General features: G+C 66.1%; 20 protein-coding genes. 10 read left to right on the plus strand and 10 right to left on the minus strand.

Going from position 1 to position 24597, the window contains the following annotated elements:
- Nucleotides 1-11: 11 nt before the first annotated feature.
- From secD to tgt, 3 genes are all read right to left on the minus strand, one after another.
- On the minus strand, nt 12-1868 hold the full coding sequence (gene secD / locus ABR323_RS17385) for a protein translocase subunit SecD (RefSeq protein ID WP_439450194.1): 1857 nt from the start codon (nt 1866-1868) through the stop codon (nt 12-14).
- A gap of 61 nt (nt 1869-1929) precedes the next feature.
- The gene (gene yajC, locus ABR323_RS17390; RefSeq protein WP_012510769.1) at nt 1930-2274 is read right to left on the minus strand and encodes a preprotein translocase subunit YajC; all 345 of its coding nucleotides are present in this window, start codon (nt 2272-2274) and stop codon (nt 1930-1932) included.
- Nucleotides 2275-2407: 133 nt separating this feature from the next.
- Nucleotides 2408-3538, minus strand: a complete 1131-nt coding sequence (gene tgt, locus ABR323_RS17395) for a tRNA guanosine(34) transglycosylase Tgt (RefSeq protein WP_439450195.1) — start codon at nt 3536-3538, stop codon at nt 2408-2410.
- A gap of 286 nt (nt 3539-3824) precedes the next feature.
- Here tgt and ABR323_RS17400 point away from each other — a divergent pair, with 286 nt between their 5' ends.
- Together ABR323_RS17400 and ABR323_RS17405 are read left to right on the plus strand one after the other, a co-directional pair.
- Complete coding sequence (locus tag ABR323_RS17400; protein WP_206141063.1) at nt 3825-4778, plus strand: type VI immunity family protein; 954 nt, start codon at nt 3825-3827, stop codon at nt 4776-4778.
- On the plus strand, nt 4775-5200 hold the full coding sequence (locus tag ABR323_RS17405; protein ID WP_439450196.1) for a hypothetical protein: 426 nt from the start codon (nt 4775-4777) through the stop codon (nt 5198-5200). The genes ABR323_RS17400 and ABR323_RS17405 overlap by 4 nt, the downstream gene beginning before the upstream one ends.
- 204 nt (nt 5201-5404) lie before the next feature.
- Here the strand turns inward: ABR323_RS17405 and queA are convergent, their stop codons facing one another.
- Nucleotides 5405-6472 (minus strand): tRNA preQ1(34) S-adenosylmethionine ribosyltransferase-isomerase QueA, encoded by a 1068-nt coding sequence (gene queA, locus ABR323_RS17410; protein ID WP_439450197.1) that lies wholly within the window; start codon nt 6470-6472, stop codon nt 5405-5407.
- Nucleotides 6473-6682: 210 nt separating this feature from the next.
- On the opposite strand from queA, the gene ABR323_RS17415 reads away from it, so the two are divergent.
- Both ABR323_RS17415 and ABR323_RS17420 read left to right on the plus strand, forming a co-directional pair.
- On the plus strand, nt 6683-8179 hold the full coding sequence (locus ABR323_RS17415; RefSeq protein ID WP_439450198.1) for an aminotransferase class III-fold pyridoxal phosphate-dependent enzyme: 1497 nt from the start codon (nt 6683-6685) through the stop codon (nt 8177-8179).
- Nucleotides 8180-8363: 184 nt separating this feature from the next.
- Nucleotides 8364-8957 carry a TIGR00730 family Rossman fold protein gene (locus ABR323_RS17420; protein WP_012510766.1) on the plus strand — a complete coding sequence of 198 codons (594 nt, stop codon included), beginning with the start codon at nt 8364-8366 and terminating at the stop codon, nt 8955-8957.
- Between the two features lie 18 nt (nt 8958-8975).
- Here the strand turns inward: ABR323_RS17420 and ABR323_RS17425 are convergent, their stop codons facing one another.
- The gene (locus ABR323_RS17425; RefSeq protein ID WP_439450199.1) at nt 8976-11819 is read right to left on the minus strand and encodes a bifunctional diguanylate cyclase/phosphodiesterase; all 2844 of its coding nucleotides are present in this window, start codon (nt 11817-11819) and stop codon (nt 8976-8978) included.
- Nucleotides 11820-12066: 247 nt separating this feature from the next.
- Between ABR323_RS17425 and ABR323_RS17430 the strand changes: the two genes are divergently transcribed.
- The 5 genes from ABR323_RS17430 to ABR323_RS17450 all read left to right on the plus strand — a co-directional run bounded on the left by ABR323_RS17430 (nt 12067) and on the right by ABR323_RS17450 (nt 16250).
- Entirely contained in the window at nt 12067-12585 is a 519-nt protein-coding gene (locus tag ABR323_RS17430; protein ID WP_238378638.1) for an RNA polymerase sigma factor, read from the plus strand.
- On the plus strand, nt 12582-13583 hold the full coding sequence (locus tag ABR323_RS17435) for a hypothetical protein (RefSeq protein ID WP_439450200.1): 1002 nt from the start codon (nt 12582-12584) through the stop codon (nt 13581-13583). The genes ABR323_RS17430 and ABR323_RS17435 overlap by 4 nt, the downstream gene beginning before the upstream one ends.
- Before the next feature lie 40 nt (nt 13584-13623).
- On the plus strand, nt 13624-14220 hold the full coding sequence (locus tag ABR323_RS17440) for an IMPACT family protein (protein WP_439450201.1): 597 nt from the start codon (nt 13624-13626) through the stop codon (nt 14218-14220).
- The gene (locus tag ABR323_RS17445) at nt 14213-15985 is read left to right on the plus strand and encodes an ABC transporter transmembrane domain-containing protein (RefSeq protein WP_135273236.1); all 1773 of its coding nucleotides are present in this window, start codon (nt 14213-14215) and stop codon (nt 15983-15985) included. Before ABR323_RS17440 ends, ABR323_RS17445 begins: the two co-directional genes overlap by 8 nt.
- Nucleotides 15986-16055: 70 nt before the next feature.
- Nucleotides 16056-16250: a hypothetical protein gene (locus tag ABR323_RS17450; protein ID WP_439450202.1), complete on the plus strand. Its 195-nt coding sequence runs from the start codon at nt 16056-16058 to the stop codon at nt 16248-16250.
- Between the two features lie 230 nt (nt 16251-16480).
- Here the strand turns inward: ABR323_RS17450 and ABR323_RS17455 are convergent, their stop codons facing one another.
- The 3 genes from ABR323_RS17455 to ABR323_RS17465 all read right to left on the minus strand — a co-directional run bounded on the left by ABR323_RS17455 (nt 16481) and on the right by ABR323_RS17465 (nt 20303).
- Entirely contained in the window at nt 16481-17605 is a 1125-nt protein-coding gene (locus ABR323_RS17455; RefSeq protein WP_439450203.1) for a prephenate dehydrogenase, read from the minus strand.
- Nucleotides 17602-18510: a pyridoxal kinase gene (gene pdxY, locus ABR323_RS17460; protein ID WP_439450204.1), complete on the minus strand. Its 909-nt coding sequence runs from the start codon at nt 18508-18510 to the stop codon at nt 17602-17604. Before pdxY ends, ABR323_RS17455 begins: the two co-directional genes overlap by 4 nt.
- 593 nt (nt 18511-19103) lie before the next feature.
- Nucleotides 19104-20303 carry an MFS transporter gene (locus ABR323_RS17465; RefSeq protein ID WP_439450205.1) on the minus strand — a complete coding sequence of 400 codons (1200 nt, stop codon included), beginning with the start codon at nt 20301-20303 and terminating at the stop codon, nt 19104-19106.
- Between the two features lie 73 nt (nt 20304-20376).
- Here ABR323_RS17465 and ABR323_RS17470 point away from each other — a divergent pair, with 73 nt between their 5' ends.
- Complete coding sequence (locus tag ABR323_RS17470; protein WP_439450206.1) at nt 20377-21174, plus strand: AraC family transcriptional regulator; 798 nt, start codon at nt 20377-20379, stop codon at nt 21172-21174.
- Nucleotides 21175-21298: 124 nt separating this feature from the next.
- Here the strand turns inward: ABR323_RS17470 and dnaJ are convergent, their stop codons facing one another.
- Nucleotides 21299-22432, minus strand: coding sequence for a molecular chaperone DnaJ (dnaJ, locus tag ABR323_RS17475; protein WP_439450207.1), 1134 nt, complete (start codon nt 22430-22432; stop codon nt 21299-21301).
- Nucleotides 22433-22586: 154 nt separating this feature from the next.
- Entirely contained in the window at nt 22587-24512 is a 1926-nt protein-coding gene (gene dnaK, locus ABR323_RS17480; RefSeq protein ID WP_135273229.1) for a molecular chaperone DnaK, read from the minus strand.
- Between the last annotated feature and the right edge of the window lie 85 nt (nt 24513-24597).

The raw sequence follows: 24597 nt of genomic DNA on the forward strand, positions 1-24597 counted from the left end.
GTGTCGTCCCGTCAGATGGCCACGTTCTGGAGCTTCTTGCGGCGGCCGTAGATCAGCGTCGCCAGCGCACGCGACACGGTGATCGCGGTGAACATGGAGGCGAAAATACCGATGATCATGGTCAGCGCGAAGCCCTTCAGCGGACCGGTACCGAATGCGAACAGCGCCACACCGACGATCAGGCCGGTCAGGTTGGCGTCGAGGATGGTGCCCGAGGCACGCTCGTAACCGGTCACGATTGCGGTCTTGCCCGGCACGCCGGCACGCAGCTCTTCACGGATACGCTCGTTGATCAGCACGTTGGCGTCCACCGACAGGCCGACCGACAGCGCCAGGCCGGCGAAGCCCGGCAGGGTCATGGTCGCACCGAACAGCGACATCACCGCCACCACGATCAGCAGGTTGAACAGCATCGCGATCGAGGTGATCACGCCGAACATGCGGTAGTAGACGCTGAAGAACACCAGGGTGAACAGGAATGCGAACACGACCGCGCGCATACCGTTCTTGACGTTCTCGGCGCCGAGGCTCGGGCCGACCACGCGCTCTTCGACGAAGTCCATCGGCGCGGCCAGCGAGCCGGACTTCAGCAGCTTGGCCAGGTCTTCGGCTTCCTTCTTCTGCAGGCCGGTGGTCTGGAAGTTCTTGCCGAACACGCCGTTGATGTTGGCCACCGAGATCACTTCCTCGTTGACCTTGAAGCCACGCACTTCCTGACCGTCGACGACGGTCACGGTCGGCACGCGCTCGGTGTAGACCACCGCCATCGGCTTGTTCACGTTGGCGCTGGTGAAGTCGAACATGCGCTGGCCGCCGACGTTGTTCAGCGTCACGCTGACCGCCGGGGAGCCGCTGTTCGAATCGGTCACCGCCTGCGCGCCGACCATCTGGTCACCGGTGACGATCACGCGCTTGTTCAGCAGGATCGGGCCGCGGCCATCACGCTGCTGGTAGACCTTCGCTTCCGGCGGAATGCGGCCGGCGGCGATGGCGTCCTGCGCGTTGCCCTCGACCACCGCACGGTATTCCAGGGTGGCGGTGGCGCCGATCATGCGCTTGGCTTCGGCGGTGTCCTGCACGCCCGGCAGCTGAACAACCACGCGGTCGGCACCCTGGCGCTGGATGATCGGCTCGGCCACGCCGAGCTGGTTCACGCGGTTGCGCAGGGTGTTGATGTTCTGCTCGATGGCGCCGTTGGCGATCTGGGTGATCTCGGTTTCCGGCACGGTCACCGTGATGCGATTGCCACTGACGTCGTAGCCGAGGGTCGGCTGCGCCTTGGCCAGCGCGGCACGGGCGCGCTGCGCGGCGTCGTCACCGGCGGACGGGCTCAGGTTGGCCACGATGCTGTTGTCAGCACGGCGCTCCACCGACTGGTATGGGATGCGCGCGTCACGCAGGGTGCTGCGCACGTCTTCGGCGTAGGCATCCAGACGCTTGTCCAGTGCGGCCTTCTGGTCGACCTGCAGCACGAAGTGCACGCCGCCCTGCAGATCCAGGCCCAGCACCATCGGACGACCGCCGAGCTTGGCCAGCCAGTCCGGCACGGTCGAGGCCAGGTTCAGGGCCACCGTGTAGTTCTCGCCGACGGTGTCACGCAGCGCATCGCTGGCGGCGGACTGCGACTTCAGGTCCGACAGGCGGACGATCAGGCTGTCCCCTTCCTTTTCTGCGCCCAGCGTGGCGACGCCGGCCTTCTTCAGGTCGGCCAGCACACGGTCGCGCAGCGCATCGTCAACCTGCCCGCCACGGTTGGCGGTGATCTGGATGGCCGGGTCCTTCTGGTAGATGTTGGGCAGTGCGTACAGCGCGCTGAGCGCCAGTACGATCACGATGACGACGTACTTCCAGCGTGGAAATTCGAGCATTGCTTGGGTCCCGCGCGGCGCCATCCCCGGCGCCGCGGTTGTGCATCGGAAAGGGAGTGGCTTACTTGGCCGAATCCAGGGTGCCGGTCGGCAGCACGCTGCCAACAGCGCCCTTCTGCACGCGGATGCGCACGTTCTCGGCCACTTCGATGGTGACGAAGTTGTCGCCGATGTCGGTGACCTTGCCGGCGATGCCGCCGTTGGTCAGCACTTCGTCGCCACGCTTGATCTTCTCCAGCATGGACTTGTGCTCCTTCTGCCGCTTCATCTGCGGGCGGATCATCAGGAAGTACATGATGGCGATCAGGATGACCGGGAACAGCAGCGTGGTCAGGCCCATGCCCTGCGGTTGGCCGCCGGCGGCCTGGGCGTGGGCGGCGGGAATCAGGAAGGCAAGCAGGTTCATCGTTGGTCCTTTGGTTGGGCGGCGCTCCGGCCCTTTCACGGGCACGGGGTGTCGACCGCGGATCTGGGTCAGCCTTGAAGTATGCCACGGCCCCGGGCGTTCGTCCTTGGGCCGTTTGGCAGGGGCGTTCGGGTTACAGGGGCGGCGCTACCGCCCCGCGTGCTGCGTAGAAAGACTCACGGAAGGTCAGGAAGGTTCCCGCCTCGATCGCCGCGCGGATGTCGGCCATCAGTTTTTCGTAATAAAAGAGGTTGTGCTGGGTGCCCAGCATCGGCGCCAGCATCTCGTTGCAGCGGTCCAGGTGGCGCAGGTAGGAACGGGTGTAGCCGCCGGTGCAGGCCACGCAGCCGCAGCCCGGCTCGATCGGGTCCATGTCGCGCGCGTACTGGGAATTGCGGATGCGGACGGTGCCGAACGAGGTGAAATAGTGGCCGTTGCGGGCATTGCGGGTCGGCATCACGCAATCGAACATGTCCACGCCACGCGCGACACCCTCGACCAGGTCCTCGGGTCGGCCCACGCCCATCAGGTAGCGCGGACGGTCGGCGGGCAGTTCCGGGTCCAGGTGGTCGAGCATGGCGTTGCGCTCGTCTTCGGGCTCGCCCACGGCCAGGCCGCCAATGGCATAGCCATCAAAACCGATGGCCTGCAGGGCCTCGGCCGAGCGGCTGCGCAGACCGGTGTGAACGCCACCCTGGACGATGCCGAACAGGGCCGCGTCGTTGCCGAGCTCGTCATGCGCGTTGCGGCTGCGCTGGGCCCAGCGCAGGCTCAGCTCCATCGAGCGACGGGCAACGTCCTCGGTGGCCGGGTACGGCGTGCACTCGTCGAAGATCATCACCACGTCCGAGTCGAGCACCTTCTGGATCTTCATGCTCTCCTCCGGGCCCAGGAACACACGGGCGCCGTCGGTCGGCGAGGCGAACGTCACGCCCTGCTCGGTGATCTTGCGGCGGTGGGCCAGCGAGAACACCTGGAAACCACCCGAATCGGTCAGGATCGGGCCATCCCAGCGGCAGAAGCCGTGCAGGCCGCCGTGGTCGGCGATGATGTCCAGGCCCGGACGCAGGTACAGGTGGAAGGTGTTGCCGAGGATGATCTCGGCGCCCAGCGCGCGCACATCGTCCGGCAGGATGCCCTTGACCGAGCCATAGGTTCCCACCGGCATGAAGGCCGGCGTTTCCACCGTGCCACGCGGGAAGGTCAGGCGGCCACGGCGGGCACGGCCGTCGCGGGTCTGGAGCTGGAACTGCAATCGGGACATGGAACGGTCATTCGGGCAAATAGTTGTTCATTGTCTCCCAAAATCGGGCCGGTCGCCCATTCAGGCCTGAATGGGCCTCCATCCGACACCTGCTTGTCGCAATTGGCCTTGGCGGCAGAACACCTTCTTCCTAGTGTGGCCAGCTCCACATGCTGCCACCCCACTCATGCCCTCCCCGCACGACCTTCCCCTGGAAATTGAATGGTCTCCGGACGCACAGACGTCACTCGAGCTTCCTGGCGACCTCTTTCTTCCGAGCGGCCCAGCGAACTACGTAGGCGCAGTGATGTGTCTACGCCTGACGCTGTACTTCAAGGGCGCACACCTGGCCTCCACGAGAGAAAACCTATGCCTTTGCTTCGACGCGTTCCGCGAGCTCGCGGGGGATGCTTTGCAATGGCTCTGGCGCGAGATACCGAAGGACGGCCCACCCCGGCAGCGCGTCAAGGACAGTAAAAATCTGCGCGAAATGATCGAGCCGCTGTCGGAAGACGACCACCTCAGCTTCTGCTACACCAGCGGCGCCAATGCCGAGGACGCTGGAGCTTGGCAGTTCCTTGTTTACGGCAAGCGCGGCTGGCAAACCCGGATGGGCGACGACATGAGTGTCCTCGAGTTGTCGGTCCCGACCGGCCATTTCTCAGGAGAGAAATGCCAATTCATTGAACTGGCGATCAAATGTGCACACTGGTTGAGGGCCGCACATGGGCATGCGGGCTACGCCTTGAATCTGAGCCCAGTGCGCCGAGAGCGCAATGAGCCCATTGAAGCAGTGCTGGCCCAGCGCCTTCCAGGCCTGGATGCGGGGAACGCTGCCCTCCTGGCGAACCGGGCGGAACTCAAGCATCTCAAGTTCAAGACGGTGAGCTGGTTGACCCTACTGGATGACGCCCGGCTGGCAGCGGCTGGAGGGTTTGATCGGCTCCGCAGCGCTCTTCCGGAGCAATATTTCAGGTTCCAGGGGTATGGAAGTGGTGTCTTGATCCAGGCTGGAGCAAGACCCCTCGCCTGCGTTGATGCAGAAGATCCTCGACCCCCTGAATATGTACTGCTCGACCATCAACTCCGGGGTCTCCGACCTGCGTCGGTCGGCAATCTCCATTTCAATCCAAAGTCCGCAGAGCCGAGGCTGATCGGCCGGCTCGCCGATCAGTGGATGCGTCGATTTGAAGTCGATGCTTCTGAGATTCCGATCCACGAAGCAAGACTTGCGCGGCAGCATCCACGCACATACGAATGAGCAAAGGCGAGCAAATGAACAACGACCGAGAGAATCTGGAAAGAATCCTTGGTGGAAAAATCGAGCAACGAGCCGATCGAACCGCCCCGGGTATAAACCCTGTAGCCGGAGTGGAGTTCATCTATTACGAGGATTTCGAAACCAGCCGCGCTTCAAGTCAGTTCCGCAAACTGCTGGACTCTGCTGGCGAGTTCACCGCGAGCAGCGGTGGCATCGTATCGGACAGTTGCCGGATAACCCTGCCCAACGGCCAGTGCTTCCTCGCCCTTTCGTTCCACGGCGATCTGGATGGATGGCGGAAGGCGGTAGAAGCCGGGGCAAGGACCCTGGGCCTTCGCCTAGCCCGTATTCAAGGTGACCATTTGATGGTTTCGGACGGCCAGTCCGTCCCGCTCAGCGAATGCAAGGTGGATTTCGGCTGAGCCACTCCAGCAGATCCAGCCAACGGACCGGCTTAATTCACGCACGGCGCGGGTTGGCTGACTCGGTTGGGATTCATCCACGCATGGCGTGGATCTACTGATTCCAGCGGCAGTAGAGCCACGCCATGCGTGGCTTTCCGCCCATCCAGGTATCGGCAAGTGCGCACCAACGGTGCGCACCCACCACAAGCGGAGGCTGCGACCCTACCCCGCCTGCGGGAACAGCAGCATCGCGTCACCGTAGCTGAAGAAGCGGTAGCGCTGCTCGATCGCGTGCTGGTAGGCCTCGAACACGCGCTCCTTGCCGGCGAACGCAGAGATCATCATCAGCAGCGTGCTTTCCGGCAGATGGAAGTTGGTCACCATCGCGTCGACGCTGCGGATGCGGTAGCCCGGGGTGATGAAGATCTGCGTTTCACCGGCGAACGGCAGCAGTTCGCCATCGCGCATCGCGCTTTCCAGCGCGCGCACCACGGTGGTGCCGACGCCGATCACGCGGCCGCCGCCGGCGCGCGTGCGCCGCACCTGCTGCACCAGCTCGGCGCCGACGTTCAGCCACTCGCGGTGCATCACGTGGTCCTTCAGGTCATTGGCACGCACCGGCTGGAAGGTGCCCGCACCCACATGCAGGGTGACGTGGCCGAAGTCCACGCCCTTGTCTTTCAGCGCAGCCAGCAGCGGTTCGTCGAAATGCAGTCCTGCGGTCGGTGCTGCCACCGCGCCCACTTCGCGTGCGAACACGGTCTGATAGCGCTCACGGTCGTCCATGCCCGGCTCGCGCTGGATATACGGCGGCAGCGGCAGGCGACCGGCGTGCAGCAGCCATTGCTCCAGCGATTCAGGTACATGGAACTGCAGTACGTAGAACTCGCCATCGCGGCCCAGCACCTCGGCTTCGCCACCGGCATCCAGCGCGATGCGGCTGCCGGCCTTCGGCGACTTGCTCGCGCCCACCTGGGCACGGGCCTGCTGGCCACCGAGCAGGCGCTCGATCAGGATCTCGACGCGGCCACCACTGGCCTTCTGCCCGAACAGGCGCGCTGGGATCACCCGGGTGTCGTTGAACACCAGCAGGTCGCCCGGCTGCAGCAGTGACGGCAGGTCGCGCACCTGCAGGTCGGTGAAGGCATCCGGCGCCGGCGGCACCAGCAGCAGGCGGCTTGCGGAGCGTTCAGCCAGGGGCGCCTGCGCGATCAGTTCAGCCGGCAGGTCGTAGTGGAAATCGGACTTCTTCAAGGCAGTGGGCGGCAACAGGTCGACAATGGCGCGCATTGTACGTCCAGCGTCTGCGACCCCGCGTGCTTCGCGGCGAACGTCGCGCAAAATGCTGCTATGCAGCAGGTTTCTGCGGGGTTATCGCGCAAAAAAACAAGTGCTAGCATCGAGTTGGAAGTCCGCTGCACGAGCCTGCCCCAAGCGCGCGTGATGACGCGCGTTTTGCTTTTGAAGACCCGTGCGACCCATTGTTTCAGGAGATCTGCAATGAGCTTCATCGAACGCCTCGCCCCCCTGCGCAACCAGCCCGGCACCCGCCTCACCACCGGCCTGGACGATGCCTCCCTGGCTGCCCTGTCCGCCAGCCACCCGCAGCTGATTGCCGCGGTGGATGCCGCCGCCGAGGAATTCGCGCGCGTGCAGGCCGACCTGGGGCCGCTGCTGGCACAGGACGAACAGGCGCAGATCGACGCGATGCAGGACGGTTTCGTCAATTTCTACGCCGATGATGCGGTGACCCCATATGTGGCGCTGGCCGCGCGCGGCCCGTGGGTGGTCACCCTGAAGGGCGCCGTGCTGTACGACGCCGGCGGCTACGGCATGCTCGGCTTCGGGCACACCCCGGATGCTGTGCTGGAGGCAATGGCCCGCCCGCAGGTGATGGCCAACATCATGACCCCCAGCCTGTCGCAGCAGCGCTTCATCACCGCCTTGCGCGCCGAGATCGGCCACCGTCGCGGCGGCTGCCCGTTCACCCGTTTCATGTGCCTGAATTCAGGTTCCGAGGCGGTCGGCCTGGCCGCGCGCATCGCCGACGTCAATGCCAAGCTGCAGACCGACGCAGGTGCCCGCCACGCCGGCGCTGCGATCAAGCGCGTGGTGATCAAGGGCAGTTTCCATGGCCGTACCGACCGCCCCGCCCTGTATTCGGATTCCAGCCGCAAGAGCTACATGCAGCACCTGGCCAGCTACCGTGGCGAGGACTCGGTGATCACCGTGGCACCCTACGATGAGGCCGGCCTGCGCAAGGTGTTCGAGGACGCCGCACGCAACCAGTGGTTCATCGAGGCGGTGTTCCTGGAGCCGGTGATGGGCGAAGGCGATCCGGGCCGTTCGGTGCCGCCGGCGTTCTATGCCGTGGCCCGCGAACTGACCCGTGCGCATGGCAGCCTGCTGCTGCTCGACTCGATCCAGGCCGGGCTGCGTGCGCATGGCGTGCTCTCGGTGGTCGATTACCCGGGCTTCGAAGGCCTGGACCCGCCGGACATGGAGACCTACTCCAAGGCCCTCAACGCCGCGCAGTACCCGCTGTCGGTGCTGGCGGTGACCGAGCATGCCGCGCAGCTGTACCGCAAGGGCATCTACGGCAACACCATGACCAGCAACCCGCGTGCGCTGGACGTGGCCTGCGCCACCCTGGCCCAGCTGACCCCGCAGGTGCGTGCCAATATCGCCGAGCGCGGTGCCGAGGCGGTGCGCAAGCTGGAGCAGCTCAAGGGTGAACTGGGCGGCCTGATCACCAAGGTACAGGGCACCGGCCTGCTGTTCTCCTGCGAGCTGGCCCCGCAGTTCAAGTGCTACGGCACCAATTCCACCGAAGAATGGCTGCGCCAGCACGGCATCAACGTGATCCACGGCGGCGAGAACTCGCTGCGCTTCACCCCGCACTTCGGCATGGACAGCGAGGAGCTGGAGCTGCTGGTGGGGATGGTCGGCCGCGCCCTGCGTGAAGGCCCACGCCGCGAACAGGCCGCTGCCGCGTAAGCCTGGCTCGGTGTTTGTAGAGTCGAGCTTGCTCGACTCAGCCTTTGCCGCGATCTGAACGAAGAGCAGCCGAGCATGGCTCGGCTCTACGGAAGGGCCCATAATCCAAGGACACCCCGTCCACTGACCGCTCTGCGGTCGGCGACGGGGCGTTTTCGTTTCCGGCCAAGAGACAGGAAGATCCATGAAGTCGATCTGTGTGTACTGTGGTTCCAACGCTGGCAGCAAGCCGGCCTATACCGAGCGCGCCCTTGCCCTGGGTGACCGTATTGCCCGCGATGGGATGCGCCTTGTGTACGGCGGCGGCAACGTCGGCCTGATGGGAACCGTGGCCAATGCCGTGCTCGCTGCCGGCGGCGAAGTGACCGGTGTGATCCCGCGCCAGCTGGCCGACTGGGAAGTGGCGCACCGCGGCCTGACCGAACTAGAGATCGTCGGTTCGATGCATGAGCGAAAGTCGCGCATGTTCGATCTGGCCGATGGCTTCGTCACCCTGCCCGGTGGCTTCGGCACCATGGAAGAGATCTTCGAGATGCTGACCTGGCGCCAGCTGGGCATCGGCAACAAGCCGTGCGCGTTCCTCGACGTGGAAGGCTTCTACGCACCGCTGATCGGCATGATCGATCGCATGGTGGAAGAGCGCTTCCTGCACCCGGACCAGCGCCAGGACCTGTGGTACGGCTCGGACATCGAAGAAATGCTGGCGTGGATGAAGAACTACCAGCCGGCCCAGGCCTCGAAATGGATTGACGAGAAGCGCCGCGCCGCCCTGCGATGAGCGCATGCACGCGGTGGCTCAGGCCGCCGCGTGCGACCACGGGGCGGGCCGCCCCAGCAGATAGCCCTGGCCGTAATCGCAGCCGAGTTCGCGCAAGGTCTGCTGCTGCGCCTCGGTTTCGATACCTTCGCCGATGGTCTCGATGCCCAGCGTGCGCGCCAGTGACAGCACGCCCTCGACCAGTGCGCGCGTGCTCTGCACTTCCGGTCCGTGCAGCCCCGCAATGAAGCTCTGGTCGATCTTCAGCGTACTGATCGGGAAACGGTGCAGGTAGGACAGCGCGGAGAAGCCGGTACCGAAATCGTCCAGCTGCACCTGGATGCCGCGCTCGCGCAGCCCCTGCAGGATACGCAGCGTATGCGGGCCGTCATCCAGCAGCGCGACCTCGGTGATCTCCAGCCGCAGCCGCTGCGGATCGGCACCGTATGCATCCAGCAGGCCGAACAGGCGGCCGCTGAACTCCGCAGAGCGGAAATGACGCGGTGACACGTTCACCGACACATAGCTGTGCCCGCGTTCGGCCAGGCCGGCGATGACCTGTTCGTAGATCAGCCAGTCGACCTGTTCGATCAATCCGCTCTCCTCGCCCAACTCAAGGAAAGCGCCTGGCAGCAACAGGCCACGGCGTTCGTGCTGCCAGCGCAGCAGTGCCTCGTGGCCGACCACCTCGCCATCGGACAGGCGCACGATCGGTTGATAGAACGGCACGAAGTCGTGGTTGTTGATCGCACGGCGCAGATCGGCTTCCAGATCAAGGCTGCGCATGGCCTGCTCGCGCATGTCCTCGTCGAAGATCGCGCAACGATCATGACCCTGCGCCTTGGCCCGGTACATCGCCGCATCCGCGTCGCGCAGCAGCTCCTCACCGGTCCGGTAGCGCGGGTTCCACAAGGCAATGCCGAGGCTGCCGGACGGGAACAGTTCACGTCCGGCAATCCACATCGATTCCTGCAACGCCAGCAGCAGGCGCTGGCCGAAGTCCAACGCCTGCGCCAGGCCCTGCGGGCACTGCAGCAACACTGCAAACTCGTCACCGCCCAGCCGGGCCACCACGTCCTCGGTGCCGGCCATCGACACGATGCGCTTGGCCACTTCCACCAGCATGCGATCGCCGGCGGCATGGCCGATGCTGTCGTTGACCAGCTTGAAGCGGTCCAGATCGAGGAACAGCACGGCGAACACCGGTCCGCCCTCGCGCCGGGCCAGCGCCAGCGCATCCTGCAAGCGGTCCAGCAGATGCAGGCGGTTGGGCAGGCCGGTCAGGGCATCGTGCATGGCCTGATGGGTCAGGCGCTGCTCGGCACGCAGGCGCTCGCCGATCTGGCCGAGCAGTTTCTCGTTGACCTCGGCCAGCTCGCGGGTGCGCTCTTCCACGCGCTTTTCCAGCTCGGCATGCGCCGAACGCAGGCGTTGCTGGTCGCGCTGGCGGGCCAGCCCGGTGCCGATGTTCTGCGCGACGAAGGTCAGCAGGCGCTGGTCATGCACGCTGAAGGTGATGTTCTCGCTGTAGCTCTGCACCACGATGGCGCCGACCACTTCGTCATCGCGCAACAGCGGCACGCCCAGCCAGCAATGCGAACGCGCACCGGATTCGCGTACCTCGCCATTGGCCAGCAGCGCATCGATCTGCGCGCGTGACGCCAACAGCGGTCGCCGGTTGCGGACCACGTATTCGGTCAGGCCACGGCTGAACGGCCGTGGCGCGCGGCTGGCATTGTGCTCGTCCACCGAATAGACGAAATCCAGGCCATTGCCGGCCGGGTTGACCAGCGCGATATAGAAATTCCGTGCATCGAGCAGGCGCCCGACCACCCCATGCACCTGCCCGTAGAACTGGGCCAGGCTGTCGGCCGACATCGCCATCTCGGCAATGTTGTACAACGCGGTCTGCAGCTGTTCGGCCCGGCGGCGCTCGGCCACTTCGTCCTGCAGGTTGTGGTTGGCACGCTGCAGTTGCTGGGTACGGCGCTCCACCTGCTGTTCCAGCCGCACCTGCGCCTGACGCCGGTCCATCGCGGTCTGCACGTGCTGTGCCACGAAACCCAGCAGGGCGCGTTCGGCCTCGCCATAGCGGTCGGCCTGCACATAGCTCTGCACCACGATGGCGCCACACACGCGGCCATCGCGCAGCATCGGCACGCCCAGCCAGTCGCGGCTTTCCGGGCCACGTTGCGGATCGTGCTCCTGTTCGACCACCCGCGCCAGCAGCTCCCGCGAGGGGCCACTCAGCGGCCGGCCATGGCGCAGCAGCGCCACGGTCAGGCTGCGCGGCATCTCGCTGGCGGCATGGCTCTGCGAAGGGTCGGCAACAAAATCGTCGACCTGATCGGCGAAGTACAGGAAACGGATCTGGTCGTGCACGTCGTCGTACTCGACGATGTAGCAGTTCTCCGCATACATCAGCGTGCCCAGCACACCATGCACGTGGCGCAGCATCTCGCCCATTTCCAGGTCGGCACCGGCCAGATCGGCGATCTGGAACAGCGCCTGCTGCAGCCGCTCGGCTTCTTCCAGTGCCTTGATCTGCCCGGCCTGGCGGCCGCGCTGCAGGGCCAGCTCCATCGCCTGCCGCGCCAGCCCCCACCAGGCCGGCGACGGTATCGCGCCTTCCACCGACAGCAGCAGGCGCGCGCCGTCATATTCCCAACCATGCTGGCCATCGCCGGCACCCACCGCCGACAGCCGGTGCCCGGCGGCGACAGGTGTTGGCCAGCCGCCCTGGCCATGGCCCAGCTGCGGGTCGTCCCAGCCAACCCGGACCACGGCGGTTTCAGGCAAAAGCGCATGCAACGCGCGCACCAGCGCCGTGCTCAGCACGACCTCGTGTGATGGCTCTTCCGCCGGTTCAGCATGCGTGGACAAATGACAATCTCTTGGCGCCGTCTGTGCGTCGCCTCCCCTGAGCCGCCGAGCATAGCGCGCCACCCGGGGGGCAATGGAAGCCCGTAAACCCCGAATCGTGCGCCCGTACGTTTTTCCTGCTGACCGTAGCCCCTTCCGAGCCATGAACCTCGCCCTGCACGCCCTCCCCACCGGCTATGCGCCATCGCCCGCAGGCCTTACCCTGTACGCCGTGGAAGCCAGCGCACTGCCAACCGATGAAGCCTTGATGCTGGCCTGGGCCGGTGGCGACCTGCGTGCGTTCGAAAGCCTGTATGCGCGCCATCGCAAGCGCCTGTTCGGCTTCCTGCTGCGGCAACTGCGCGACACCGCGCTGGCCGAGGAGATCTTCCAGGATGTGTGGCAACGGGTGATCAGCGCCCGCGCCGGCTGGCAGCCCGAGGCGGCATTCAGCACGTGGCTGTTCCGCATCGCCCACAACCGCTTGAACGACCATTGGCGCGCCGCCCGCCATCGCCCCGCCGCACCGGCTGATGCCGACCTGCGCCTGGCGGCGATCGAGGATGGGCAGACCCCGGAAGCCGAGCTTTCCGAATTCGAACAGCGTCGCCGCATCCAACTGGCGATGGAACAACTGCCGCCCGAGCAGCGCGAAGTGCTGCAACTGCGGCTGGATCAGGAACTGAGCCTTGAGGAGATCGGCCAGATCACCGGCGTAGGCCGGGAAACCGTGAAATCGCGGCTGCGCTATGCGATGGACAAGCTGCGTGCGGGATTGAACGCATGAACCGAGACGAACCCCTGACGCCAGAAGAACGCGAGCTGGCCCAGCTGCTCGGCCGTCGCGCCGAGCAGGCGCCGCCGGCCGCACTGGATGCCACCATCCTGGCCGCGGCACGTGCCGCCGTGGATGCGCCGGCCACCGATGCCGTTGCCTCGCCTGACGCCCCCCGCGCGCGCCGCGTGCGTCCGCGCTGGCCGGCGGTGTTCGGTATCGCCGCATCGATGGTGTTCGCGATCGGCATCGCCTGGCAGCTGCGCCCGGAACCGCCGCCGGTTCCAGCGGGTGAGGCCGCTGTTGCTGCGGCACCGGCTGCGGCAGAAGACGTCGTGGCTGCCGACCAGTCCGCTGAGAGCAGTGCAGCTGACAGCGCTGTGGCGGCTGCAGAACCGGCCGCTGCGCCCGCAGCACCCGAGGCAGCCCCTGTTGCCGCTGCGCCGGCACCGGCCATCGCACGCGCGCCCATGCCTGCGCCGGCCGAGACCGCTGAAGCGCCGACCCAGGCTGCACGTTCGATGGCTGCGGATGCGGCCGCCGATACCTCCTTTGCGGCCCTCCCGCCCGCTCCGGCCGCAGCGCCGGCAGCAGCACCGCCTGCGCCACCTGCACCCGCCGCCTACTCGGCACCCGCACCGGCATTCGCGCCGACAGCGTCCGGGGCACTGAAAGCACGCACGGCTGCGGCACCGGCAGCCAATGCCGCCGAGATCGAGCGGGCGCAGGCGCTGGATCGGGTAGAGATCACCTCGATGAAGCGCGAGGCTGCCAGCCGCTCGGCACCGGGCGTCATGCGCCGCGGCAGCGATGCTGGTTTGAGTGCGGACACGGTGCAGGCCGAGGTGGCTGCCGACGCCCGGCTGCCACGGCGGCAGTGGCTGCAGAAGATCCGCGAACGCCGCGACGAAGGCCAGCGCGACCTCGCCCGGGCCAGCCTGGAGCGCTACATCCAGCAGTACCCGGAATCGCGCCTGCCACGTGACCTGCGCCCGCTGCTGGACGACTGAGCCGGACCGGGGCACGCAGCAACCCCGTAGAATGGTGGGGATGCCCGATACCCTCGTCCAACCGGTCAGCCACACGCTGGAAGTCAAGCACAGCCGCTTCATCGCCCTTGCCGCACCGATCGATGACGGCGCGGCAGCGATGGCATTCCTGCAGCAGGTTGCGGTGGCCGATGCCACCCACAACTGCTGGGCCTACCGGCACGGACAGGATTACCGCTCCAGCGATGACGGCGAGCCCGCAGGCACCGCGGGGCGCCCCATCCTGGCCGCCATCGACGGCCAGGGCTTCGACCGGGTGATGGTGGTAGTGACGCGCTGGTTCGGCGGCATCAAGCTCGGTGCGGGCGGCCTGGTGCGCGCCTACGGTGGTGCGGCGGCCGAATGCCTGCGTACTGCGCCGCGGCTGCCGCTGGTGGCGATGGCCCGGTTGCGGCTGCTGGCCGGGTTCGAGGATCTGGGTACCCTGCACGCCAGCCTGCCCGCCTTCGCCGCGGAAAAGCGCGATGAACAGTTCGATGCCGACGGTGTGTGCCTGCGGGTCGAATTGCCTGCCGATCAGGTCGACGCATTGAAAATCCGCCTGCGCGACGCCACCCGTGACCGTATCCGCATACAAGATGACGACCAGGATGACTGACAAGGACGACGCCCCCGCTTCGACCCCGCCGCTGCGCCGCCTCGGCAGCCTGCGTACGCTATGGCCGTTCGTGCGCCGCCACAGCGGCCTGTTCACGGCGTGGCTGCTGGCCCTGGCCGTGTCTTCGGCGGCAACACTGAGCCTGCCACCGGCAGTGAAGCAGATGATCGACCACGGCTTCACCAGTGGCGGCCAGATCAACCGCGCGTTCGCCCTGCTGATGCTGGTGGCGGTGGTCATGGCACTGGGCACGGCGGCGCGCTTCTACTTCGTTTCGCTGCTGGGCGAAAAAGTGGTGGCCGACCTGCGCAGCCAGCTGTACGCCCACCTCATCCACCTGGGCGCTGGCTTCCACGACCGCAGCCGTAGTGGTGAACTGGTTTCGCGCCTGACCGCAGACACCGAACTGCTGCGCAGCGTGGTCGGCTCGACCATGTCGGTGGCCCTGCGCAGCACGGTCACCGTGATCGGCAGCCTGGCGATGCTGTTCGTCACCAGCCCGCGGCTGGCGGCGTGGTCGCTGCTGGGCATCCCGTTGGCGGTGCTGCCGATCATCATCGGCGCGCGCAAGCTGCGCACGGTGGCACGCAACAGCCAGGACCGCATCGCCGACGCCAACAGCCTGGCCAGCGAAACCCTGGGCGCGGTGCGCACGGTGCAGGCGCACGCGCGCGAGCCGTACGAGCGTGGTCGCTTCGACACGGCCCTGGGCGATGCCATCGCTGCCGCGCGCCGTCGCATCGGTGCACAGTCGCTGGTGACTGCCAGCGCCATCCTGCTGGTGTTTGGTGCCATCGTTGGCGTGTTGTGGCTGGGTGCGCACGACGTCATCGACGGTCGCCTCAGCGCCGGCACGCTGGGCCAGTTCGTGCTGTATGCACTGATCGGCGGTGGTTCAGTCGGCGCGCTGGCCGAAGTGTGGAACGAGCTGCAGCGCGCGGCTGGCGGCATGGGCCGCATCGGCGAGCTGCTGCAGGAAGACATCGAGATCCGCGCACCGGCACAGCCACACGCGTTGCCGCGGCCATTGCGCGGCGAGATCCAGTTCGACGACGTGGTGTTCCACTACCCGCAGCGGCCGGACCAGGCAGCGCTGGACCACTTCAATCTGCATGTGCGCCCGGGCGAGACCGTGGCCCTTGTCGGCCCCTCAGGTGCCGGCAAGAGTACGGTGCTGTCGATGCTGCTGCGTTTCCACGATCCGGCCGCTGGACGCATCTGCGTTGACGGTATCGATGTCCGCGAGGTCGATCCGGCCGAGCTGCGCGACCAGCTGGCGCTGGTGCCGCAGCAGCCCACCCTGTTCGCGGCGAGCGCGCGCGACAACATCCGCTATGGCCGCCTGCAGGCCAGCGACGCCGAGGTCGAGGACGCCGCACGCGCCGCCGAGGCTGACGGCTTCCTGCGTGCGTTGCCGCAGGGCTATGACAGCGAACTGGGCGAACGCGGTGCCCGCCTGTCCGGCGGCCAGCAGCAGCGTGTGGCGATCGCCCGTGCGCTGCTGAAGGACGCGCCGATCCTGCTGCTGGACGAAGCCACCAGCGCGCTGGACGCGCAGAGCGAGCATGGTGTGCAGCAGGCGCTGGAGCGCTTGATGGCAGGCCGGACCACGCTGGTCATCGCGCACCGCCTGGCCACCGTGCTCAAGGCCGACCGCATCGTGGTGATGGACCAGGGCCGCATCGTGGCCGAGGGAACGCACGCGCAGCTGCTGGCCGAAGGCGGTCTGTACGCTGAACTGGCAAGGCTGCAGTTCATCGATTGATGACGGCCCGCTAACATCGGCCGGACCAAGCTGGCCTCGCATCAGCAGCATCCGCTGAAGGAGGTAGACGATGTCGTTCCGACAGTTTCCTGCAGTCGACAGCAATGGCGACAGCCACATCATCATCGAGTTCAAGCCCGAGGCGAATGGCAGCGGGCACAGTTCCGAAACCACGCCACGCTATGAACTGGATGATGGACGGCCGCTGGTGCGCGATGGTCGCGAGTTCACCACCAGTGGCGGTGAGCTGCGGCTGATGATCTGAGGTTCGCCGGGCACGGCCCGGCGCTACCGGATTCCGCATCGCCCCGCTCTGGTAGGCGTCGACCTTGGTCGACACGCTTTTTGCCAACGGCAGTCGAGCATGGCTCGACTCTACAAAGAGCGTGACCAATTTTTGATCAACCATCTTGACAGCCTTGCCTGCCAAGGGCTGCACGCGGTTATCCACACGTTTGCTCAGAAACCATCCACACCGCCTGTGGATGAATGCGATCAGCCCAGCACCCGCCCGATGCCACTGGCGTCCACTTCTGCTGCCGCGCGCGCCATTGCCGCCGGGTCGCTGCCCTCCACGAACCCGATACGGAAATGCACTTCGCCGCCCGGTGTGCGCGACGAATGGATCGAAGCCAGGCTGATGCGGTGCTGCTCGAACACGTTCAGCAACTCTCGCAACGAACCGGGTCGATCTTCCGGCAGGTGCACCGACAACGCGTTGCGTTCGGTCAGGTCGGCCAACAGGTAACCCACGCGTTCGAAGGTGTAGTTGCCGTCGGCCACGGCCTGCTCGCCGAACGCGCTGCGATTGGCCGACAACAGCTGCTCACGGAATGCATGGCGTGCGCTGTCGTCGCCCTGCCCCACCTGCGCCTGCAAGGCCTGCAGTTGACCGACCAGTCGCTCCAGCATCGGCGCCACGTACGGGTTGCCGAACTGGATGTCTTCGTAGATCGCGGGGTTCAGCGACAGGATGCGCGAAATGATCGCGGTATCCAGCTCGAACGACGCCGAACGGTACGGCATCATCGCGGCCAGATCGCCCAGCTGCGGCTGATACTGGCGCAGTACGCCGGCCTGGGCCAGGTGGGTGGCATGCACCATCGCCTGCACCAGCGCCATCATCTGATCGTGATGCTGTGGCGTGGCGCGCACGCACTCGGCCTGCAGCGCGGCGCACAGTGCTTCAACCCACGGCTGCCAGTGCTGCAGCCGCGCCTCGCAGACCACCATCACCCGGCCCTTCAGGGTCGGCGCCTTCGGCGGTGCGGTCATCGGGTGCAACCCGACCACTTCGGCCTGCGAGGCCAGCATCGCCTGCACAGGTGCATCCTTCACCGAGGTCACATCCAGCCACAGCCGGCCCTGCTCGCGGCCGGCCGATTGCCGCACGTACTCGGCGATCAGCGCCGGCGTATGCCGGATCGGTGCCGAGAACACCAGCACATCGGCCTGTGCCAGCAGCTGTTCCGGCGTATGCGAGTCCGGATCGGCCGGGTCGTGACCGATTACCTGCAGCTGCATGTGCTGCTGGAAGAAGCGGGTCAGCCAGCGCCCGTAGGCGCCGGCGCTGCCGACGATGCCGACCGTGCGCGGCGTGCGTTCGAGCAGGCCGCTCATGCCACGCGTTCGGCGCGGAAGCGCGTCCCCTCGGCCAGCGCGGCGGGCGCTGCGGCGATAACGTCGAATTCCTCGAAGCCGTTGTCCAGGGTCGCTTCCAGCGCCGCATGGGTACCGGCGATAGCGCGCGAGATCGCCTGCTGCATCGACTCACCGCGCAGCAGGAACGACACCACCAATGACATCAGCACGTCGCCGGTGCCGGCCACATCCACCGGCAGCAGCGGCGAGGTCCAGCGCCAGGTTTCCTCGCGACCGACCGCCAGGGTCACCAGCTCACCCGGGTTGCCGCCCACGCTGTGCGCGATCACCCAGTGCGGACCGCGGCCCAGCAGCGTGCGTGCGGCAGCGATGGCATCGGCTTCGGCCAGCGCCGGCATGCCGGTCAGGCGGTTCAATTCGAAGGCGTTCGGGGTCACCAGCCAGGCATGCGGCAACAGGCGCTCGGCGAAGATCGCCTCCAGGCCGGGTTCCACGTAGGGCCCGGTATGGGTATCGCCGATCACCGGGTCCAGGCAGTAACGCAGTTGCGGGCAGGCCGGCAGGATTTCATCCAGCCAGTCGGCGAACGCGGCACCGTTGGCGGTGCTGCCGAAGTAGCCGGACACCAGCATCTTCGCCCGCTGCGGCAGGCCACGCTCGCGGGTACCCAGCAGCAGGTCGGCGAACCAGTCGGCAGGCAGCACCCGGCCACGCGTGGTGTCGTAGAACGGCGCATTGCTGAGCAGCACGGTCGGGATTTCCGCTACGCGCACTCCGAGTGCGCGCATCGGCGGGACGGCGGCGCTGTTGCCTGCGTGGCCGTAGACCAGTTGCGATTGGACCGAGATGACATCGATCGGCGAGGGCCCGTCCGGCCGCTGGCGGCGGCCGTGGACCAGGTGGTTGTCAAGGGATTCGCTCATGCCCGCATTCTACGCCCGGTGGAGGGTTCGGCAGGGCTGCGCCCTGCACCTGCTCAATGCAACGGCAACGGCAACGGCCAAAGCCAAAGCCAAAGCGGCATTCCGTGGGGTGGTGGGGCGGTGTCGGATTGCGGGGACGCCGCAAGTACGTCCTTGTAGGCTTGGCAGCCGCATCCATGCGGCTGACACCCCGCAATCCGACACCGCCCCACCTTCGACAGGTTCACGCGGCTGTTGGTAACTGCGGCTGTCGTTCCGCGCGGCTGTTGGTAGGTGCCGACCTTGGTCGACACATCTGTCAGATATCGAATGAATTCATCCACGCATGGCGTGGATCTACCGTGTCGACCAAGGTCGACACCCACCAGAGCAGAGTGCTGCTCCAACAGATCGCGGCCAACTGTCGAAGGCGGGGTGGGTCCGGTTGAGGGGGCGTGAGCCGCATGGATGCGGCGACCGAGCTTACATGGACGTACTTGCAGCGTCCCCCTCAACCGGACCCACCCCGCCAACCCACGGATAGCCAGCTTCTGCTGTTGACGTTGACATTGCTTCGGCAGGTGCAGGGCTGCAAGCCCTGCAAAAGCCCCCCCTCAGTGAGCAGCAGGTCGCGACGGCGGCAACCACGCTGCCACGATGCCCAACAGCGGCAGGAACGCGGTCAGCTGGTAGACGTACTCGATGCTGGTCTTGTCCGCCAGCAGGCCGAGCACAGCGGCACCCAGTCCGCCCATGCCGAACGCAAACCCGAAGAACAGCCCCGACACCATGCCGATGCGGTGCGGCATCATTTCCTGCGCGTAGACCACGATCGCCGAGAACGCCGAGGACAGGACGAAGCCGATCAACACTGCAAGCACCGTGGTCCAGAACAGATCGGCATGCGGCAGCATCAACGCGAACGGTGCAACACCCAGGATGGAGGTCCAGATGATCGGCTTCCGGCCAATGCGGTCACCCAGCGGGCCGCCGAGGAAGCCACCTGCGGCCGACGCCACGAGGAACGCGAACAGGTGCAGCTGTGCCTGTGCCACCGGAATGCCGAAATGGTGGATCAGGTAGAAGGTGAAGTAGCTGCCGATGCTGGCCATGTAGAAGTACTTGCTGAAGATCAGCACCAGCAGGATCGCCAGCACCTTGGCGACGGTGCGCGACGGGTGCCGAGGTGCCATCGTTGCAGTGCTGGCCGGGCGTGGTGTGCCGAGGTGCAGTGCGTACCAGCGGCCGACATAGGTCAACAGGCCGATGCCGATCAGGGCGGCGCCGGCAAACCACGAGGCCGCGCGCTGGCCATACGGCACGATCACTGCCGCTGCGATCAGCGGGCCCAACGCAGTGCCGAAGTTGCCGCCGACCTGGAACACCGACTGCGCGAAACCATGACGGCCACCCGAGGCCAGCCGTGCAATGCGCGAGGCCTCGGGGTGGAAGATGGCCGAACCGATGCCGACCATCGCCGCGGCCAGCAGCACCATCGTGTAGTTCGGCGCGAAGCCGAGCAGCAGCATGCCGCACAGGGTCGAGGCCATGCCGATCGGCAGCGAGTACGGCGCAGGACGGCGGTCGGTTGCAATACCGATCAGCGGCTGGAAGATCGAAGCGGTGAGCTGGTAGGTCAGCGTGATGAGGCCGATCTGGGTGAAGCTGAGGTTGAAGCCGCCCTTGATCACCGGATAGATGGCCAGGATCAGCGACTGCATCATGTCGTTGACGACATGCGAGGTGGAGATGGCGGCCAGCACGCCGGGAGCCACCGGGCGTGAGGTCGTTGCGGGGGAAGCCAGGGTCGACATGGACGCAGTCAGGTTGGGGGCGAGCCACGCATGCTACGGTTGCCCCCCTCCTCCCTTCTGCCGCGTTCGGGTCATGGCCTATCGCAAAAAGGACATTGCCAGCGATGTCGATCCGGCCGCGCCGTGGCGGGACGTGCCGCAGCACCGCCCGGTCACCTATCGGGTCACCCAGTACCCGGCCGGTACCCACATCGCGGGGCACAAGCATCAGCGCCACCAGCTGGTCTATGCCATGTCGGGATTGATGGTGGTGCGCTCGGAGGTGGGTCGCTGGGTGGTGCCCTCGACCCGCGCGATCTGGATGCCGGCGGGCATGGTGCACGCGGTGGACTGCATCGCCGCCGTGCACATGCGCAGCCTCTACATAGAGCCATCGTTCGCCCCGCAATTGCCGGCCGAACCGTTCGCGGTGCTGGTGGCACCGCTGCTGCGGGAACTGCTGCAGGCGGCCACGCTGATCAAGGGTGAGCACGTCGAAGACAGCCGCGATGGCCGCGTGGTGCGCCTGCTGCTGGACGAACTGCACCGGATGGACGCGCTGCCGCTGCATCTGCCGGAACCCTCCGATCCCCGCCTGCGGAAGATCTGCCTGCACATCCAGAAGCATCCTGCCGATGACGCCACGCTGCAGGACTGGGCGCAGGCACTGCAGGTGGATGTGAAAACCATCCAGCGCCATTTCGCCAGCGAACTGGGCATGACCTTCGGGCAGTGGCGGCAGCAGGCACGACTGCTGGCAGCGATGGAGCAACTCGCGCTTGGCGACAAGGTCATCGATGTCGCGCTGGCGACGGGCTACGACAGCCCGAGTGCGTTCACCAGCATGTTCAAGCGGCAGCTGGGGCAGACACCGGCGGCATTTTTCCGTTGATGCCAGGCACCGCGTATCCACGCATGGCGGGATCCACCGGCGCTTTGCGGAATTGATTGAATGGCCGCAAACGAAAACGCCGGGCATGGCCCGGCGCTACCGTTGTACGTTACTGCTGAAGAACTCAGGATGTCATCCGATCCCAGAAGCCCTTCACGCCATCGATGAAGGTGGCCGACTTCGGCGAGTGCTTGCGCGCATCCTCACCGTTGAACGTGGCCTCGAACTGCTCCAGCAGCTTGCGCTGGTCGCTGGTGAGGTTGACCGGGGTCTCCACCACCACGCGGCAGTACAGGTCGCCTTCGCTGCGGCTGCGCACCGAACGCACACCCTTGCCACGCAGGCGGAACAGCTTGCCGGTCTGGGTTTCGGCCGGGATGCGGATTTCCGCTTCACCGCCGAGGGTAGCCACGCGGACGGTGTCGCCCAGTGCGGCCTGCGAGATGCGAATCGGCACTTCGCAGTGCAGGTCGTCGCCATCGCGCTGGAAGATGTCGTGCTCACGCACGCGCACTTCCACGTACAGATCGCCCGGCGGCGTACCGGCCGGACCGGCCTCGCCTTCGCCGGACAGGCGGATGCGGTCGCCGGTGTCCACGCCCGCCGGCACCTTCACCGACAGCACCTTGTCTTCCTCCACACGGCCGTTGCCGTGGCAGGTCTTGCAGGGCTTGGCGATGATCTGGCCACGGCCGCCGCAGTTGTGGCAGGCCTGCTGCATGGCGAAGATGCCGCGCTGGATGCGCACCTGGCCACGCCCGTGGCAGACGTTGCAGGTTTCCACCTTGCCGTCTTCCGAGCCGCTGCCATCACAGTCGCCACATTCGGCCAGAGTCGGAATCTCGATGCGGCGTTCAACGCCACGCACCGCTTCTTCCAGATCCAGCTCCATCACGTAACCGATGTCGGCACCACGGCGGGCCTGGCGCGGGCCACCGCCGCCGGCACCACCGAAGATGTTGCCGAAGATATCGCCAAAGATATCGTTCATGTCCGGGCCACCCGGACCACCGCCGCCACCGCCCATGCCGTGCTCGAACGCGGCGTGGCCGTGGGCATCGTACATGCGGCGCTTGTTGCCGTCGGACAGCGTTTCGTAGGCTTCCTTGCACTCCTTGAAGGAGGCTTCGGCCGCCGCATCACCCGGGTTGCGGTCCGGGTGGAACTTCATCGCGCAACGGCGGTAAGCCTTCTTCAGCTCTTCGTCGGTGGCGGTGCGGGCAACGCCCAGCACTTCGTAGTAATCGCGCTTGCTCATATCGTGGATCGCATTCCGGAAAGTCGGGATTCGTCAAAGCGGAAGAGCGGAACCAGGTCCGCTCTTGCGTCGGGCGCCCCGACACGCCAGAAGGCGGTCAGGACCCTGATACGACAACGGGACGCTGGCAAGCAGCGTCCCGCGTCGGTCCGGATCAGGACTTCTTGTCGTCCTTGACTTCGGTGAACTCAGCGTCCACCACGTCATCCTGGGCCTTGCCCGCGTTACCGGCATCGGCACCCGGGGCTGCACCGCCCTGGTCGGCCGAAGCAGCGGCGAACAGTGCCTGGCCGGCTTCTTCCAGTGCCTTCGACTTGGCTTCGATCTGTGCCTTGTCGTCACCCTTCATCGCGGTCTCCAGATCGGCCAGTGCCGCCTCAACCTTGCCGATCACTTCGCCGCCGACCTTGCTGCCGTGCTCGGTGATCGCGCTGCGGGTGCCGTGGATCAAGGCGTCGGCCTGGTTGCGGGCCTGCACCAGCTCCTGGAACTTCTTGTCTTCTTCGCGGTTGGCTTCCGCGTCGGCAACCATGCGTGCGATCTCTTCCTCGGACAGACCCGAACCGGCCTTGATCTCGACCTTCTGTTCCTTGTTGGTCTTCTTGTCCTTGGCCGACACGTGCAGGATGCCGTTGGCGTCGATGTCGAAGGACACCTCCACCTGCGGCAGGCCGCGCGGCGCCGGCTCGATGCCGGACAGGTCGAACTTGGCCAGCGACTTGTTGAAGCGGGCCTGTTCGCGCTCACCCTGCAGCACGTGCACGGTCACCGCCGACTGATTGTCCTCGGCAGTGGAGAACACCTGCGAGGCCTTGGTCGGGATGGTGGTGTTCTTTTCGATGATCTTGGTGAACACGCCGCCCATGGTTTCGATACCCAGCGACAGCGGGGTCACGTCCAGCAGCAGCACGTCCTTGACGTCGCCGCCCAGCACGCCGCCCTGGATCGCCGCACCCAGTGCCACGGCTTCGTCCGGGTTGACGTCCTTGCGCGGTTCCTTGCCGAAGAACTCGGTCACCGCCTGCTGCACCTTCGGCATGCGGGTCTGGCCACCGACCAGGATCACTTCGCTGATGTCGCTCGAACGCAGGCCGGCGTCATTCAACGCAACGCGGCACGGCTCGATCGACTTCTTGATCAGCTCTTCCACCAGCGACTCCAGCTTGGCGCGGGTCAGCTTGATGTTCAGGTGCTTCGGACCCGAGGCGTCAGCGGTGACATACGGCAGGTTCACTTCGGTCTGCTGGGCGCTGGAGAGCTCGATCTTGGCGCGCTCGGCAGCATCCTTCAGGCGCTGCAGGGCCAGCGGATCCTTGCGCAGGTCGATGCCCTGGTCCTTGTTGAACTCTTCAACCAGGTACTCGATGACGCGGTTGTCGAAATCTTCGCCGCCCAGGAAGGTGTCGCCGTTGGTGGCCAGCACTTCGAACTGCTTTTCACCATCGACGTTGGCGATCTCGATCACCGAGACGTCGAAGGTGCCGCCGCCCAGGTCGTACACCACGATCTTGCGATCCTTGTTGTCACCCTTGTCCAGGCCATAGGCCAGCGCGGCCGCGGTCGGCTCGTTGATGATGCGCTTGACGTCCAGACCGGCGATGCGGCCGGCGTCCTTGGTCGCCTGGCGCTGGCTGTCGTTGAAGTAGGCCGGCACGGTGATGACCGCTTCGGTGACCTTCTCACCGAGGAAGTCCTCGGCGGTCTTCTTCATCTTTTCCAGCACCTTGGCCGAAATTTCCTGCGGCGCCATCTTCTTGGCATCGCTGGTGGACACCCAGGCGTCGCCATTGTCATGGGCCAGGATGCCGTACGGAACGTGGGCGATGTCCTTCTGCACTTCAGCGTCGGTGAACTTGCGGCCGATCAGGCGCTTCACCGCGTAGAAGGTGTTCTTGGGGTTGGTGACGGCCTGGCGCTTGGCCGAGGCGCCGACCAGGACTTCGCCGTCCTTGGTGTAGGCGACGATCGACGGGGTGGTGCGATCGCCTTCCGAGTTTTCGATGACGCGGGCCTTGCCGCCGTCCATGATCGCCACGCACGAGTTGGTGGTGCCGAGGTCAATACCAATGATCTTGCCCATGGGGGAGACTCCTGAAGATTGCTAGTTGGGGTCAGTCCGGCCGCTCGGCCGGTGGATGAATACGAAGTGGGGGATGCCCGTGGAA

It is taken from the genome of Stenotrophomonas sp. ATs4, from assembly GCF_051861585.1.
In the GTDB taxonomy this organism is placed as follows: Bacteria; Pseudomonadota; Gammaproteobacteria; order Xanthomonadales; family Xanthomonadaceae; genus Stenotrophomonas; species Stenotrophomonas maltophilia_AS.